Source organism: Spirillospora sp. NPDC052242 (genome assembly GCF_040679555.1).
In the GTDB taxonomy this organism is placed as follows: domain Bacteria; phylum Actinomycetota; class Actinomycetes; order Streptosporangiales; family Streptosporangiaceae; genus Spirillospora.
Genome location: NZ_JBFAUZ010000079.1, coordinates 14,314 through 29,313, shown reverse-complemented (window position 1 = coordinate 29,313; position 15,000 = coordinate 14,314). Strand labels below are relative to the sequence as shown.

The window sequence follows — 15,000 nt, the reverse complement described above, 5'->3', positions numbered from 1 at the left end:
CCGGCCTTCCGAGGCCGGGTAGATGGTGTTGTACCTCTGGGCCCCGGCGCCGCAATCGGCGCCGGGGCCCCCGTTGCGTTTCCCGACTACGGCGAAACGCTCTGATCAACCGGCAGCGCTGCACTCCCGACGCGCCCGCCAGGCCACGTTGGTGTCGTCCAGGTGCAGCGGCAACGCTCGTCGTACAGCTGCCTTAGGCGGAGGCTGCGGCTGTTCTCGCTGCTGTGCCCCGGCGTGACCTCACTGCTACGGACGTTCGCTCATCATGGTCGCCACGCGATGCATCGCGCCGGGGATGTCGGCGTCCGGGCCGGGCTCCATCTGCCAGCGTGCGATCTGGAGAGGTCTCCACGACGGTGCGGATGCGGTCGATGCGGCGGTCGGTGAACGAGTCGAACAGGGCTTGGTCGATCGTGCCCCGGGCGAGGAGGAGTTCGGCGAGGACGAGAGAGTCCTCCAGGCATTGGGCGGCGCCCTGGGCGAGAGTGGGCGGGCAGGCGTGGACGGCGTCGCCGATGAGCATCACGTTCCCGCGATTCCAGGGCCCTTCGACCAGCAGCGACTCGAACCAGGTGTAGTTGATCGGGGCGGAGGCGGTGATGTGCGGCTTGATGTCGTTCCAGGCGCCGCCGTACGGTTCGGCCAGTTCCCGCATGATCTCGGCCAGGCGGTCGTCGGGAAGCGTCGTCTTGTCCCTGGGCTGCTCGACGAGGTAGGCGTAGATGCTGTCTTGGCCGGTGGGACAGTAGCCGGCGATGTAGCAGGGGCCGCCGTACATGAGTTCGGTGCGTCGCACGCTGTCGGGGCGCCGCGTGTGGACCCGCCAGGCGCCCATGCCGACCGGTCGGGGCTGGACGTCGATGCCGAGCATCCCCCGGACCGACGACCGGATCCCGTCGGCTCCGATGACGAGGTCGTACTTCCTGGTGGAGCCGTCGGCGAACGTGACCGGGTCCACGGACGTGACGGTGCGGCCGAGCATGAGCCGCGCGCCGGCGCGTTCGGCGGCGTCGACGAGGACGGCGCACAGGTCCGGGCGGTACATGCCGAGGGTGGCGGGCAGGTCGGGTCCGCCGGACCTGATGTCGTCGTTCTCGACCAGGAGGTCTCCGTTCGGGGTGCGGATGCCGATGGAGTCGAAGGGGTGGCCCTTGTCGCGGACCTGTTCCCAGACGCCCAGTTCACGTAGGACGCGAAGAGCATTGCCCTGCAGGGTGATGCCGGAACCGAGCGCGCTCCAGTCGGGTTTGAGTTCGGCCAGCTCGACCGTCACGCCCGCCCGTGCGAGCAGGACGGCCAGGCTGGTGCCGGTGATGCCGCCCCCGACGATGAGAACCTTCATGACGTCTCGCGATCTGCGTTGATGGGATGATCTGTCAGTTGGCGCGGGACGGCGCCGTGCGGTCGATCCGGTCGGAGCCCGCAGCGCTCGCTGCGGGGCGACGGCGTGGACGTGGTCAGTCGGTGTCCCCGAGATTCCGAGGCCACGAGCGCCGACGGTTCCGGTGAGCGCGTCGAGGATGCGGCCGAGCCGCTCGCCACCACGGTCGGGCGCATCACTTCGACCTTTCCGCCCGTCAGGCCTTGTACGGGTGGACGGCTTCGTTCGGCTGCATGCGGAACTCGTGGCCCCACATCTCGGGGCGCTTTCCCTGGCGCACGTTGATGTTGTGCGGTGAGCGCCGCTCGAGGTCGTCGATGGCCAGCCCGCCCCAGCCGTACTCGAGGAAGTAGCCGCCGGGGGAGCGGACGTAGTACGAGACGACCTGGTCCCCGATGTGCCGGCCCAGGTTCATGAGCAGGTCGGGGTTCGCGTCGCCGCCGAGGACGTCGAAGTAGGAGTAGCCGACGTCGTCGAGATCGACCGACTCCAGGTAGACGTGGTGCAGCCCCAGCGAGTTGGGCACCTCCAGGAAGGCGACGCTGTGGTGGCGCGGGTTGGCCCGCAGGAACCACATCTCCCCGAGCGGCTCGCGCAGGGTGATGATGTCGCTGGTGAGGAACCCCAGCGCGTCGATGTAGAAGTCGACGGCCTTGCGGACGTCGGGGACGGCGAAGACGACGTGGCCGAGTCCCTGGTCGCCGGTGACGAATCCGGCGTGCTGCCGCGGCGGTTCCCAGACCCGGTAGTTCGACTCCTGGTAGGAGAACAGTTCGTGCGGCTGGCCGAAGGGGTCCTCGAATTGCACCAGGTGCTTGACGCCGCGGGCCCGCGCCGTCGCCTCATCGGCGAACCGCGGCTTGGCGCCGGCGCCCTCCAGCCGCTGGACGGCGGCGTCGAGGTCGCGGTGCGACAGCACCTCGTACCCGACGTAGGCGAGCTTGTACTCGTCTCCCGGATGGAACGAGAGCCGGTAGTCGGCGTCGTCGATCTTCACGCGCACCGCACCGTCGTCACCGTCCGGGCCCAGCATGCAGCCGAGCACCTCGGGCGCCCAGGTGCGGACCTCTTCGTGACGCGGGGTGGTCACCCCGACGTAGCCCAGCTTGGCGATCAAGCCGCTCATGACGTTCTCCATTGGTCGGTGAACACGCTGTGTCATCGACGTTAAAGTCCGCCCGAGCCGGGCGGAAATGCGCCGTCCGGATGGCTCGAATTCGCGATGTGAATGACCCAGGTCACAGATCGAGGACCAGAGTCGGGGAGTCGCCACCGGAGACGCACGTGACGATCCAACGCCCCGCGGCGCGCTCCTCATCGGTCAGGACGGCGTCACGATGCCGGACGCGTCCGTCGAGAACCGGGATGACGCACGCGCCGCAGACGTCCGAGCCGCAGGACAGCGGGACGTCGACGCCGGCGTCGCGCAGCGCCTCGAGCACCGACGTCCCCGGCGGTACCGGAACCCGGTCACCGCGGCGCGCCAGGACGAGCTCGCACCCGGGCAGGTCGCCGGCGGCGGGCCGGACGTGCGCGAAGCGCTGGCAGTGCAGGGCGAGCCCCGCCCCGGCGGGCACGAGCTCCCGCACCGCGGCGACGAAGCGGTCGCTCCCGCAGGCGTACACCGCGGTGCCGGGCGGGGCCGCCGCGATCGCGGCCTCGATGTCGGCGATGTCGGTGACGGTCCGTGCGTCCGGGCCGAGAGAGTCGACTTCGGCCACCAGCCTCGACGGTTCTGCCTGCCGTTCGAGGTGGCGCAGTGACCAGGGGTAGATGCGGGCCGAGCGGACCCGGCGTGCCATCGGGAGCAGCGGAGCGATGCCCGCGCCCGCGCCGAGGAAGAGGTGACGGGGGTCCGTGGCCAGGCCGAACAGGTCGCGCGGGCCGCGCACGTGGACCGTGTCCCCGACGCGCAGTTCGTCGTGGACGTGGCCCGAGGTGCTCTTGCCGTCCTGGCCCGGGGGACGCCGGCGGACCAGCAGGCGCCAGGACGTGCGGTCGTCGGGATCGCCGCAGAGCGAGTACGGCCGTACGAGGCCGCCCGGAAGGACGAGGTCGATGTGCGCGCCCGGCGCCCAGCGGGGGAGCGGGCCGCCGTCGTCTCGCGCGAGGACGACCTCGACGGTGCGCCCGTCGACCGGTCGCTTCGCGACGACGACCAGCGCCCGTCCGGGCGACCCGACGGCCGGTCCACGACCACCCGTGGGCAGCGCGTTCACCGGCTCGGGCGAGGCGGGTCGACGGCCGGCCGCCGTTGCGGGCGACCATGCCGGCCGGCGCGCCGGGGAAGTCGATGGGGCCGCCGCGCCCGTCCGCCGGAGCCGTCAGGTCGGCGTAGGCGCGATGCGAACTCCCGACGAGCCGTTCGGGCGAGGGCCTCGGCGGAGGGGATCAGGGCGTGGGCGTGCACGTCGACCGCGGGCGTCGTCAGGGTTGCTCCCGGATGCAGACGTTGCGCTGGGAGCCGAGCCCGGCGATGGCGGTGTGCATGACGTCGCCCGGTCGCAGCCACCGCTTCCAATGCCCCCCGTTGCCCGCGGGGCTGCCGGTGAGGATCAGGTCGCCGGGGAAGAGCGTCGTGGCGGCCGACGCCTGCGCGATGAGCGTCGGCAGATCGAACAGCATGTTGCCGGGCACGTCCCGCTGCATGCGGTCGCCGTTGAGATCGAAGGTGATCTCAATGGTCCGGTGATCGGGCACCTGGTCGGCGGGAACGAGGAACGGGCCGGTCGGCAGGAACGTCGGGCGGTTCTTGGCCCGCACCCAGTCGCCCCCGAGCGGCCGGTGCTCGGCGGGGAACTGCAGGTCCCGCGCACTGATGTCGTTGCAGACCGTGTAGCCCGCGACATGCTCCATCGCCGCGTCACGGGGGACCCGGCGCGCGACCTTGCCGATGACGGCGGCCAGTTCGGCCTCCCAGTCGACCTGCGCGGCCTCCGCCGGGAGGACGACGTCGTCATCGGGGCCGCAGATCGCCGCGGGCAGGCCGCTGAAGAAGAACGGGCTGCCGGTGCGGGCGCGCTCGTCCATCATCGCCTCGGCCTCGCGCCGCAGCTCGGCCGCGGAGCGGCGATCGTCCGGGCGGCGTCCCGAGACGATGATCTCGGCGACGTGGGAGCGGTAGTTCGCGCCCGCCTGGAAGATCTGGCGCGGCTCCACGGGCGCGAGGGTGCGGAGCGAGGCGAGCGGAATCCCGTCGTCCGGGGAGGTCGCGGCGGCGAGCGATTCCAGCCTCGGGTGCACGGAGGGCCAGTCATCGAGCAGCGCCTGGATCGTCGCCTCGCCCTCGACCAAGCCGTCCGGCTGCAGGCGTAGGACACGGTCTCCGGTCACCAGCCCGGCGAACGTGGTCGCACCGTCGTCGAAACGGCCCAGAGCCCAGCCGTCCACGCGCCGTTCCATCAGGGCGTCCTCCACTTCGCGATGGTCATGACGAGACGGAGATCGCCGCGCGGCCCGCGTAGTCGGCGCGGTCGCCCAGCTCGGTCTCGATCCGGAGCAGCCGGTTCCACTTCGCGGTCCGCTCGGAGCGGGTGGTGGAGCCGACCTTGATCTGGCCCGTGCGCCAGCCGACGGCGAGGTCGGCGAGCCAGTCGTCCTCGGTCTCGCCGGAGCGTGCGGACAACACGGTGGCGTAACCCGCGCCATGTGCGCGGCGGACGACGGACCGGGCGGTGTCCAAGGTGCCGATCTGGTTGGGTTTGACCAGGACGGCGTTGGCCACCCCCTCCCGGATGCCGCGCTTCAGACGCTCCGGGTCGGTGACGAACAGGTCGTCGCCCAGCAGTTGCCGCCCCCGCAGGCGCCGGGTGCCGTTCCGCCAGCCGTCCCAGTCGTCCTCGGCCAGGACGTCCTCGAGGGAGACGATCGGGTACTCCTCGCACCAGGCGACGAGTTCCTCGACCAGCTCCGCCGAGTCCAGGACCCGGTCCTCGGCGGTGAGGACATAGCGGCCGTCCGCCCGGACGAACTGGGTCGCCGCGACGTCGATCGCCATACCGACGTCCTCGCCGGAGCGCAGGCCGGCGCGTTCGATACCGGCGACGAGCACGTCCAGCGCGGTCCGATTGGTCGGCAGCACCGGTCCGAGACCGCCCTCGTCGGCGACCAGCGCCACGGGCAGCCCCCGGGAGGCCAGCTCCTCGGCGGTACCCGCACGCACCCGCGCCGCCCATTCGATCGCCTGCGCGAAGGAGCCGGCGCCGAGCGGCACGGCGAGGAAGTCCTGCACGTCGATCGAGCGGCCCGAATGCGCACCGCCGGAGATGATGTTGACCATGGGCAGGGGCAGCAGCGGACCCGAACCGTCATCGGCGACGGCCGCGTAGAGCGGCACGCCGCGCGCCGCGGCGGCCGCCACCGCCGCGGCCACCGAGACGCCGAGCACCGCGTTGGCCCCGAGCCGCCCGAGGTCGAACGTCCCGTCCAGCGCCCGCAACGCGGTGTCGAGGCCCGACTGGTCGGTCGCGTCGAGCCCGCGGACGGCGTCCGCGATCTCACCGGTCACGTTCGCGACCGCCCGACGGACGCCGTTCCCGCCGTGGCGCTCGCCGCCGTCGCGCAGCTCGCGGGCCTCGTGCCTGCCGGTGGAGGCGCCCGACGGGACCGTGGCGCGGCCGACGGCTCCGCCGCCGAGCCGGACTTCGCAGCCGACGGTGGGTTTGCCGCGGGAATCGAGGGCTTCCCAGGCGAGCAGGCCGGCGATGGTCGTGTCACTCATGGGCGAGCAACTCCCAGATATCGGTGAGGGTGGCGGGAGGGTCGGTCAGCACCCGGTACGCGAGTTCGCGCGTGCGGTGCCTGGCGGTGTCGTTCAGGTACTCGACGGGGCTCTTCCCGTCGATCCGGGCGAGCAGCAGGCAGCCCGTCTGGCGGACAAGCTGCACGGAATCGATCGGCACGGCGCCGGCGAGCCCGTCCGCGTGGCCGGCGAGGAAGGCGCGTGCGGCCGCGGCGTAGTCGGCCGCCGCCTCCGGCCGGTGCAGGCTCTTGAGCACCAGGTGCCCGACCGTCCAGGCGGGATCGAAGGTGGGGTCGCCGACATGCGCGACCTCCCAGTCGATCACCCACAGCGCGCTTCCCGCAGGGGCGACGAGCACGTTCTTCGGCGTGTAGTCGCCGTGGACGAGGCAGGCCCTGGAGGTCGCCATCGTCTCGACGGTGCGGGCGATGACCTCCGCCAGTTCCGGGTGCCGTTCGGCGACCGTCCGGTGGAACGGGTCGACGCGCAGCTGGGTGAACGCGGTGACGTCGCCGAACTCGTCCCGGACCTCGGCGAGCCCGGCGGTGGCGCGCTGCCACGCTCCGAGAGCCCGGCCGAGTCTCTCGGCGACCCGAAGGTCCACGACTCCGGCGAGGAGGTCCCGCTTCCAATCGCGCCACTGTTCGGGAGCCCGTTCGATGACGAGGTAGCCGTCCGCGAGGTCGTAGACCCGGGGGACCGCGCCCGGCAGGAACCGGCCGGCCAGTCGCAGGGCCCGTCCTTCGGTGTCGATGCGCGCGGGGTCGGCGAACCACTCCTCGGCGACCCGGAGCCGCCCGAGGGCCCGCTTGACCACCGCGTCCAGACCCGGGCCGCTGACCGCGAGGACGTCATTGGAGACCCCTCCGGCCAGCGGCCGCACGTCGACATCGGCCGGAAAGGGGATCAGTCGCCGCTCGACCAGGTGGGCGGTCAACGCCGCGATGTCGGGAGGTGCGGCCGACGTCATCGAAGCTCCAGACCAAGACGGAGGGCCGGGGTCGCCAGCACCTCGGGATTCACCACGGTCCCGGGCAGCCGCCCCTCCACCACGTCGATCGCATTGAGCGCCGCCCGCCGCGCCAGCTCCGCCAGCGAGCCGTCGGAGGAGAACGCCGTGTGGGGCGTGAGGACGACGTCGTCGCGGGTCCGCAGCGGATGCCCGGGCGGCAACGGCTCGGGATCGGTGACGTCCAGCGCCGCACCGCCGATCGCGCCGTCCTCAAGGGCACGGAGCAGCGCCGCCGTGTCGACCAGCGGGCCGCGGGCGGTGTTCACCAGCCAGGCCGTGGGCTTCATGCGTGCGAGTTCCGCGGCGCCGATGATGCCGCGCGTCTCCTCGGTCAGCGGAAGATGGAGGGAGACCACATCGGCCTCCGCCAACAACCGCTCGAGCGAACCCACGACACGAACACCGGGGACGTCCCGTCCGGGCCGGGAGAACGCGACGACCTCCAGGCCCAGTGCGCGGGCCCGCACCGCGAGCGCACGCGCGATGGCTCCCAGGCCGAGGAGCCCGAGCACTTTGCCCCGCAGGCGTACTCCGGTGCCCGGCGTGCTCTCGCCCCAGCCGCCCGCGGCCACGTCCCTGCTCAGCGCGGGCAGCCTGCGGGCGAGGGCGAGGATGCCCAGAAGCGCCGAGTCGGCCACTTCGTCGGTGCAGTAGTCCGGCACGTTGCTCACGACCATTCCGAGGCGGGTCGCGTGCGCCACGTCGATGTTGTCGACGCCGACGCCATAACGGGCCACGGTGCGGCAGCGGACCGCGGCGTCGAGCACCGCGGCCGGCACCTTCGCGAAGCAGGTGAGGATCGCGTCGACGTCGGCGGCGAGCCGGACTAGCTCGCCCGCGTCCCCGCTCTCCGCGACGACCGCCTCGAAGCCGGCCGCACCGAGCACCTCGGTCTCCACGGCGAGGTCGGGCCAGGCGTAGTCCGTGATCAGGACGCGCCGGGCGTTCATCCTTGCGCCCAAGGGGAGATCTCGTGGAGCTTCGGCCCCTCGATGATCCGGTTGGCGGTGCCCCCGAGACCTTCGACCCAGGTCGTCACGACGTCACCGGGCCGCAGCGGCGGATGCACGCCGAGGCCGTGCCGGCCCCACAGCTCGGCCAGGCAACCACCCTGGCAGGTGCCGGAGCCGAGGAGATCACCCGGGCGGATGTCCGTGCCCCGGGACGCGTAGGCGGCCAGAGCGGGGAAGCTCCACGCCATGCCGTCCAGCCGATCACTGCCGAGGAGCTCGCCGTTGACGCGGACCTCCATGCGCAGGTCGTACGAGGCCGCCGACCTCCGCGGCGCGAGCTCGTCGGCGGTGACGAAGAAGCCGCCCAACGAGGTCGCCGTGTCCTTGCCCTTGGCGGGTCCCAGCCGCAACCGCATCTCGTGGAACTGCACATCCCGGGCCGAGAAGTCGTTCAGCACCACGAATCCGGCGATGTGCGCCTCGGCGTCCTGCACCGACAGGTCCCGGCCGGGACGCCCGACCACGGCCGCCACCTCCAGTTCATGGTCGAACAACTCGCTGCCCGGCGGCATGCGCACGTCGTCGTGGGGGCCGACGATCGCGTACGGGTTGGAGAAGTAGAAGGTGGGGATCTCCCAGAACTCGCTGGGAATCCCGGCGTCCGGATCGAGCAGCTTCACGACCCCTTCGGTGTGCGCCGGGAAGGTCGAGAAGTCACGGAACGTCGGCGGATCCAGCGGCGCCAAGAGCGCCGCGTCGGCCAGGGCCAGCCGCCTGCCCGTCCGCCGAGCCCGCTCGGCGACCTCGTGCAGCGAACCCTCCTCGGCCAGCAGCTCCGGCAGTCCGAGGCCGACGGGCAAATCGGCGAGCGTGTCCTCATCGACCACGACGGCCAAGGTCGGACCGTCCTCGGTCCGATGGCGGACGATCTTCATCGCGCCTCCTCATCGAGTCGCTCCCGACACTAGGGAGGCAGGTCGGCGGGCGGAAATGCACAGCATGGTTGGCTACGATTCACCGCGGCGATGGATGCCGCGATCGGGGCCTGCGAGCGCCCGGTAGGGCCGCGAGGAGGGACCGCACCCGGTGAATCTTCAGCAAGTCGACCTCAATCTGCTGGTCATCCTGGACGCCCTGCTCCAAGAGCAGAACGTCACCCGGGCCGCCGAACGGCTGCACATGTCCCAGCCCGCCACGAGCACCGCACTGTCCCGGCTGCGCAAGGTCCTCGGCGACGAACTGCTGGTGAAGCGAGGACGCCACCTGCAACTCACGCCGCGCGCCGAGTCGCTGATCGACCCGGTACGCGACGTGCTGGCGACGATCGAACAGCACATCGTCCGACCCCCGACCTTCGACCCGGCCCACGACCAGCGCGTCTTCACCATCAACGCCAGCGACTACGTCGGAGTCACCCTGATACGTCCCCTTCTGGGACGCCTCGCGGGGCTCGCCGCGGGCCTACGCATCGACCTCGCCCCCGTGCCGGAGCGCTACCTCAACGCGCTGCAGAGAGACGAGATCGACCTCGTGATCCTGCCGGACCGCCTGGTCGACGCCGAACCCCTGGAAGACTGCTCCCGCGAACCCGTCATCTCCGACCGCTTCGTCGGCGCGGTGTGGCGAGGACATCCGGCGGCAGAGGAACGGCTCACCCTCGACGTCATGAGCAGCTTCCCGTACCTGCTTTACCAACCCCCCGGAGGCGTCGGCCTCGTCGAACGCGACCTCGACGAGGCCGGTATCGGCCGCCAGGTGGAGGCGACGGCCAGCAGCTTCGTGGCCATGCCCTTCATGCTCGCCGGCACCCGGCTCGTCACCCTGGTTCCGGAGAGCCTCGGCAAACGCGTGGCAAGTGCCGCGGACATCGTGCTCCTCGAGCCCGACTTCCGCCTGGAGCCCCTGCGCCAGTCCGTCCTCTGGCACGCCCGCCGAGACCGAGACCCCGGCCATGCGTGGCTCCGCGAACAACTGCTCACAGTCGCGAAAGACTCCCTGCACCCCCTCACCCCCATGGACGCCCAGAAGCACTAGCCGTCGAGGCGCGTCCATGGGATGTCGAAGAGTTCGGGCGCATCAGCGGGTTTTGGACGCCAGCCCTCGATGAACATTCGCAGCGCGGTGGCGCGGTCGCCGTCGAGGTGCTCCAGCGACTCCAGATCGTCCCCGGCCGTCGCGACGATCACAGTGCCGTCCGGCCCGACGGCGACATCGGCGCCGCCGGCGGTGACCACTTCCGCTCCCGGCCCCGCGAGGCCCAGGGGATCACCGCCATCGGTCACGGCCAGCCGGGTCGGCGACCTGCCGCCGACTGTATATGCGAACGCGGGGCGCTTCCCGGTCGGCTGGGAAGCCGGCGTCTTTAGGGCCGGATATGTCATACCCGGCGGTCACCATGGCCCGTGGCCCGACACCCATGAGTCGGCCGCGGTCTTCGGAGGTGAGACATGTTCTTTCCCGTACTTCCCGCGCCGGTGGATGGCGAGGTGTTGTTTGTTTGCGCCCGCTATAGGGACGGCAAGGCGCTGTGGGGCAGCCTGCTCAACGAGATCGGGGCGCGCCGCGACGGCGATGGGCTCGTCATCGAGGGCAGCGAGGTACGGATTCGTTTGGTCGAGAACACCGGGTGGCACTTCCTGCACGGTGGGAACGTGCCGGCGCTCGTCCCGGCCGGTGGCCCGGCACCGTCGGTCGTCGTCTTGGCGGACGGTGCGGTGGCGTACGGTGATGGCGGCCCGCTGCTCGTGGATTTGGAGACGATTCCCGGCCGCGGCGTCCGGGTGCCGTCGGCCCGCCTCGGAGAAGTCCTGACCACGTTGCCGGGCGGTGAACTCACCTTCGACCATCTGGTGCAGGACATGGACGTGAACGGGATGTACCAGGGCGATTGGGGCCGACCGGCGTTCCCCGCGCCGGTGTGGACGTCGCACCGGGCCTTCCCGGAACTGCCCTCCACGGCCGCTTCTCTGCTCGTCCGTACCTCCTTCGACGATGAGGAAGGCTGGCAGAGCCTGCTCGCCGAGCTGGACGCGGCCCACAAGGCGGACCCTGACGAGGACGATGTGGAGAACCCGCCGCTGGAGGCGTTGGTCGTCGACGACCGGGCTTTCGAAGACCTGCAGCCGGGCCAGGTTCCCGCACTGGTCCCGCCCGAGAAGCACACCACGCTGGTCGCGCTCGCCGACACCAGAACCTTCACTGAGCCCGGGCGGCCGCTGACCGTCGTCGACCTGTACGACATCCCGGGGCGGCCCGCCGTGCTTCCTCTCCGCAAGATCGGATCGATGGCGTGCAACCTGGAGCTCGCCAACATGGACTTCCGCGACTTCGTCGCCCGCGAGGGCGCCCGGCCATGGTGGGAGGACTCCTGAAACAGCACCCTTGCGCCGGGCCGTTTTGCGGCTTCGCGCACTGAGAGCAAGGCAACGGCGGAGGCCGCGTAGCTACAAGCAGTCCACGTTAGGGACGACCTCACCGCCGATGTCCGTGCAACGGGGGAAGCTCAGGAGACGCTCTAGCCCTCTTGTCAGGCTTGCCGCCACCAGGGGGTGGTGCCGCTCAGGTTTCGCTGGACGTTGGTGACGCAGTGGACGTTGCCGCCCACCGTGCCGACGTGGTGCGAGTAGTACCAGTCCTCGACCCAGTGGACGCGGACGCCGGCCCGGTGCAGGGCGTCCTCGGTGGCCTGCTGGAACACGTCCCGGCCCGCCAGCCGCGGTCCGTGCTGGGCCGGGGCCAGGTAGCCCCCGGTACCGGTGCTGACGCCGTTCGCGGCGCCCGGGAGGTAGGCGGCGGTCAGGTCTTTACGCGGGTAGTCGCCGGGGACCTCCCCGTCCAGGCTGGTGAAGAGGCCCGGGACGCGGATCACGTCCCGCTCGGTGATTCCCGCCTTCTCGCGGAGCCGGCCGAGCGCCCGGTCCACGCCCGCCGCCGCGACTCGGGTGCCCTCGACCAGCTCCGGCTTCCCGATCGCCTGGGCGACCGTGAGATCCGGGAAGCGGGTGCCGGACGCGGGGACGCCCTGCACCAGACGCTGCCCGCCGCCACCGGATGCGGCGACCTTCCTCAGCAGGTCCATGCCCATGCGCGGATCGGCGACGACCATCCACCAGCCCTTCCCGCCGCGCCTGGGCACGAAGTGAAGGAACTCGTCGATGTGCCCCACGCCGAGCCAGCTGGAGTCGATGGCGATCGGGTCCTGGTACCCCTGCGCCTCCAGCATCCGGACGAACGTGGCGTCCGGCGCGAACCTGCCCTCGCCGCCGTACACGATCCGGCCGGTGGGATACTTCCCGTAGGGCGGGATCGTCCCGAAGTTGCCGCTCGAACTCGCCGACCCGTAGTAGAGGTTGTCGTCGGGCCGGTCCACCGCCCCGGCGTCGAACTGCTGGACGCCCGCGACGCCCGGCCCGCGCAGCATCGTGAAGACCGGCCGGGACGCGTCGCGCAGGGGACGGTCACGGGCCGGGAAGTCGGGGGTGACGGCCGGGGACCTGAGGTTGACGACGATGCGGTGCTCCCGGCCGTCCGGCCCGGGCATGGAGACGTAGCCCGCCTTGTACATGTCGCCCATCCACCGGTCGCCGCCCGCCGGTGACTCGATGAACGGCTCGCGCAGCCCCTCGGCGTCCAGCCCGCGGCGCAGGTCCCGCCGGTACGCCCGGGCGCCCTTGGACGGCTCGTCCGGCGCGGTCCCGCCTTCGAGCGTCACCGGGGCCTTCGGGCTCGCGACGACGGCGCGGTGCAGAGGCAGCAGGTCGTGCTGAAAGAGCACCGGCGCCACGCGCAGCCGTACCCGGTCGGACCGGGTCGCGCCGCCGTCGGCCACCGTGAGCGTGAGGTCGGCGAAGCCGGTCCACACCGCCGGGTCGCGGGCGATGTCGCGGGCCTCGATCGCGAGCCGTACGCCGCGGCGCAGTTCGTCCGCGCGGATCGCGCCGTCCGTGCCGAGCGCGGTGAGCCGCCCGCCGCGTTCGACGAAGATCCGTACCTTGTCCCGTGAACGGGCGTCGGGCATCAGGGCCGCCCGCGCGGACGGGGACGCCCCCTTCATCATGGGGATCTCCAGCGGTGCGAGGTCGGCGGCGTCGGCCGCGCCGTTGACGACCGAGTCCGCCGCGTCGTTGCACGCCGCCAGTGCCGCGTCGGTCAGCCGTCCGCCGTCCTTGCCCGCAGTGGGGCAGTGGGCGGTGTCGTCGTCCAGGTTCGGCAGCATGATCGCGCCGCGGCGGGCGGTCCACGCCCCGCGCCCGGCGTCGTCGGCGGGCGACAGCCGCCCATCGCGGTCGGTGTCGGCACGCAGCAGCGCCCGGCCGCCCGTCGCCGCGGCGTCGTCCACCAGCAGGACCCCCGCGGCGAGCTGGACCAGGACGGCGGCGGCCAGCCCGGTTCGCGCGATTCGCTTGTGATCGTTCATGGTGACCAGCCTCGGGAGAGCGGCGGTATCGGCGCATCGGCCGTTCGGCAGATCTTCGGCCCCGGCGCCTCGGCCGTTCGGCCGAGCCGGCCGTCGTGAGGTTCCCGGGTGAGGGGCCGCTGATCACGTTCCGGCCTGGCTGGCCTGCACCGCCGTAGCCGTCCTGCTCGCGCTGCCTCCCGGCCCACCGTGGACCGGCCGGGACCGGGACGGCGGGCTGGTGGCTGGCTGAGTCGGCCGCCCGGCTGTTGGTGCTTCACGTGGTCGACGGCGTCGCCGTGGTCGCGGGCACCGCTGCGGCCGCCGCGCTGGTCGCGCTCCCGCTGCGGCTGACGCTGAACTCCGTCCCGCCAACCACGGCGCTTGACGCGTCGGCCGCCGCCGGGACCGGGCTCTACCTGCGATCGCTGGACGTGTGGCGAACCCGCTCCGTCGCCGAGGCGCGCCGCGCGCAGCGCCTGGACCTGGCCCGCGACCTGCACGACTTCGTAGCCCACGAGATCGGCGGGGTGATCGTCCAGACGCAGGCTCCGGGCGGGCCGGACTGCGGGCGATGGCCTCGCTGGACCGGATCGTCCAGATGCTTAACGACGACGCTGCCCGGGACGGCCCGCACGGCCTGGACGAGCTGCCCGGACTTTTCGACCGCTTCCGTGGGGAGAGCCCCGGCCGGGCTCGGGCTGGAGATCTCCGCCGGAGAGGTGCCGCCCGGGGTGTCCGCCACTGCGTACCGGGTGGTCGTCGAGGCCCTGACGAACGTTCGGCGGCAAGCGCCGGACGCGACCGCCGCCGTCGCACCGGCCCGGCGGCTGCGGCCCGACGTCGTCATCGCCGACATCAACGCAACCTCGACGTCCACAAAAGGCCGGTGCGGGATAAATGCGCCCTTCGGCGACTACCGCAACTCGGGGAACGGCCGTGAGCGGGGTGCCCACGGCTCCGAGGAGTACCTCGATACCAACGCCATCCTGGGCCAGGGCGACTGATCTACCGGATGCCGTCCGCCGTCACGGCGGACGGCATCCCGGTCCGCTACTTCGGCAGTGCGGCCAGTGCCTTGTCCGCGTGGACGTTCATGTTGATCTCGCTGTGGACCGCCGCGAGCACACGCCGGTCACCGCCGATGACGAAGGTGGCCCGTTTGGCCGGCAGCCCGGGGATGCGCCGCGCGAGCTTGTAGGCGCGGGCGACGGACCCGTCGGTGTCGGAAAGCAGGGGGTAACCGAGCCGGTGCCGGTCGTCGAACTGCTTCTGTTTCTGGACGTCGTCGCCGCTGATGCCCAGGATCGTCGCTCCGCGCTCGGTGAACTCGGCGACGATGTCGCGGAAGTGGCAAGCCTCGCGGGTGCACCCCGGGCTGAGGGCGGCCGGGTAGAAGAACAGCACCACCGGCCCATTGCTCAGCAGGTCGCTCAGCCGCACGCGTTCGCCGTGCTGGTCCGGCAGTTCGAAATCGGGTGCGGATTCGCCCGTCTGCAGCATCGGATGTCCTCCTGC

14 protein-coding genes are annotated in these 15,000 nt (G+C 71.7%); 3 read left to right on the top strand and 11 right to left on the bottom strand.

Going from position 1 to position 15,000, the window contains the following annotated elements; translation table 11 throughout:
• Positions 1-193 precede the first annotated feature (193 nt).
• From AB0L25_RS39125 to AB0L25_RS39090, 8 genes are all read right to left on the bottom strand, one after another.
• A complete protein-coding gene (locus AB0L25_RS39125; protein WP_500178476.1) occupies positions 194-1,342 on the bottom strand; it encodes an FAD-dependent monooxygenase in 1,149 nt (382 codons plus the stop codon).
• Between the two features lie 235 nt (positions 1,343-1,577).
• Positions 1,578-2,507, bottom strand: coding sequence for a VOC family protein (locus tag AB0L25_RS39120; protein WP_500178474.1), 930 nt, complete (start codon positions 2,505-2,507; stop codon positions 1,578-1,580).
• Between the two features lie 112 nt (positions 2,508-2,619).
• On the bottom strand, positions 2,620-3,600 hold the full coding sequence (locus AB0L25_RS39115; RefSeq protein WP_500178473.1) for a PDR/VanB family oxidoreductase: 981 nt from the start codon (positions 3,598-3,600) through the stop codon (positions 2,620-2,622).
• A gap of 208 nt (positions 3,601-3,808) precedes the next feature.
• Complete coding sequence (locus tag AB0L25_RS39110) at positions 3,809-4,798, bottom strand: fumarylacetoacetate hydrolase family protein (protein ID WP_500178471.1); 990 nt, start codon at positions 4,796-4,798, stop codon at positions 3,809-3,811.
• Between the two features lie 10 nt (positions 4,799-4,808).
• On the bottom strand, positions 4,809-6,101 hold the full coding sequence (gene eno, locus AB0L25_RS39105) for a phosphopyruvate hydratase (RefSeq protein WP_500178469.1): 1,293 nt from the start codon (positions 6,099-6,101) through the stop codon (positions 4,809-4,811).
• Positions 6,094-7,092: a phosphotransferase family protein gene (locus AB0L25_RS39100; protein WP_500178467.1), complete on the bottom strand. Its 999-nt coding sequence runs from the start codon at positions 7,090-7,092 to the stop codon at positions 6,094-6,096. The genes eno and AB0L25_RS39100 overlap by 8 nt, the downstream gene beginning before the upstream one ends.
• Positions 7,089-8,084, bottom strand: coding sequence for a C-terminal binding protein (locus AB0L25_RS39095; RefSeq protein WP_500178465.1), 996 nt, complete (start codon positions 8,082-8,084; stop codon positions 7,089-7,091). The genes AB0L25_RS39100 and AB0L25_RS39095 overlap by 4 nt, the downstream gene beginning before the upstream one ends.
• Entirely contained in the window at positions 8,081-9,022 is a 942-nt protein-coding gene (locus tag AB0L25_RS39090) for a fumarylacetoacetate hydrolase family protein (RefSeq protein WP_500178463.1), read from the bottom strand. The genes AB0L25_RS39095 and AB0L25_RS39090 overlap by 4 nt, the downstream gene beginning before the upstream one ends.
• A gap of 151 nt (positions 9,023-9,173) precedes the next feature.
• Between AB0L25_RS39090 and AB0L25_RS39085 the strand changes: the two genes are divergently transcribed.
• Positions 9,174-10,121 carry a LysR family transcriptional regulator gene (locus tag AB0L25_RS39085; protein ID WP_500178461.1) on the top strand — a complete coding sequence of 316 codons (948 nt, stop codon included), beginning with the start codon at positions 9,174-9,176 and terminating at the stop codon, positions 10,119-10,121.
• Here AB0L25_RS39085 and AB0L25_RS39080 read toward each other — a convergent pair.
• Complete coding sequence (locus AB0L25_RS39080; protein ID WP_500178459.1) at positions 10,118-10,321, bottom strand: hypothetical protein; 204 nt, start codon at positions 10,319-10,321, stop codon at positions 10,118-10,120. The two genes, AB0L25_RS39085 and AB0L25_RS39080, sit on opposite strands and share 4 nt — an antisense overlap.
• A gap of 213 nt (positions 10,322-10,534) precedes the next feature.
• Here AB0L25_RS39080 and AB0L25_RS39075 point away from each other — a divergent pair, with 213 nt between their 5' ends.
• On the top strand, positions 10,535-11,458 hold the full coding sequence (locus AB0L25_RS39075) for a DUF6924 domain-containing protein (protein ID WP_500178457.1): 924 nt from the start codon (positions 10,535-10,537) through the stop codon (positions 11,456-11,458).
• 155 nt (positions 11,459-11,613) lie between these two features.
• Here AB0L25_RS39075 and AB0L25_RS39070 read toward each other — a convergent pair whose 3' ends face one another.
• Positions 11,614-13,503 (bottom strand): protein-arginine deiminase family protein, encoded by a 1,890-nt coding sequence (locus tag AB0L25_RS39070; RefSeq protein ID WP_500178455.1) that lies wholly within the window; start codon positions 13,501-13,503, stop codon positions 11,614-11,616.
• 260 nt (positions 13,504-13,763) lie between these two features.
• Between AB0L25_RS39070 and AB0L25_RS39065 the strand changes: the two genes are divergently transcribed.
• Complete coding sequence (locus AB0L25_RS39065; RefSeq protein ID WP_500178453.1) at positions 13,764-14,489, top strand: sensor histidine kinase; 726 nt, start codon at positions 13,764-13,766, stop codon at positions 14,487-14,489.
• A gap of 46 nt (positions 14,490-14,535) precedes the next feature.
• Here the strand turns inward: AB0L25_RS39065 and AB0L25_RS39060 are convergent, their stop codons facing one another.
• The gene (locus AB0L25_RS39060; RefSeq protein ID WP_500178451.1) at positions 14,536-14,985 is read right to left on the bottom strand and encodes a peroxiredoxin; all 450 of its coding nucleotides are present in this window, start codon (positions 14,983-14,985) and stop codon (positions 14,536-14,538) included.
• Positions 14,986-15,000 lie beyond the last annotated feature (15 nt).

Coding starts and splice junctions, on each gene's coding strand:
- AB0L25_RS39125 (WP_500178476.1), bottom strand. CDS start 1,342: ATGAAGGTTCTCATCGTCGGGGGCGGCATCACCGGCACCAGCCTGGCC.
- AB0L25_RS39120 (WP_500178474.1), bottom strand. CDS start 2,507: ATGAGCGGCTTGATCGCCAAGCTGGGCTACGTCGGGGTGACCACCCCG.
- eno (WP_500178469.1), bottom strand. CDS start 6,101: ATGAGTGACACGACCATCGCCGGCCTGCTCGCCTGGGAAGCCCTCGAT.
- AB0L25_RS39100 (WP_500178467.1), bottom strand. CDS start 7,092: ATGACGTCGGCCGCACCTCCCGACATCGCGGCGTTGACCGCCCACCTG.
- AB0L25_RS39095 (WP_500178465.1), bottom strand. CDS start 8,084: ATGAACGCCCGGCGCGTCCTGATCACGGACTACGCCTGGCCCGACCTC.
- AB0L25_RS39090 (WP_500178463.1), bottom strand. CDS start 9,022: ATGAAGATCGTCCGCCATCGGACCGAGGACGGTCCGACCTTGGCCGTC.
- AB0L25_RS39075 (WP_500178457.1), top strand. CDS start 10,535: ATGTTCTTTCCCGTACTTCCCGCGCCGGTGGATGGCGAGGTGTTGTTT.
- AB0L25_RS39070 (WP_500178455.1), bottom strand. CDS start 13,503: ATGAACGATCACAAGCGAATCGCGCGAACCGGGCTGGCCGCCGCCGTC.
- AB0L25_RS39060 (WP_500178451.1), bottom strand. CDS start 14,985: ATGCTGCAGACGGGCGAATCCGCACCCGATTTCGAACTGCCGGACCAG.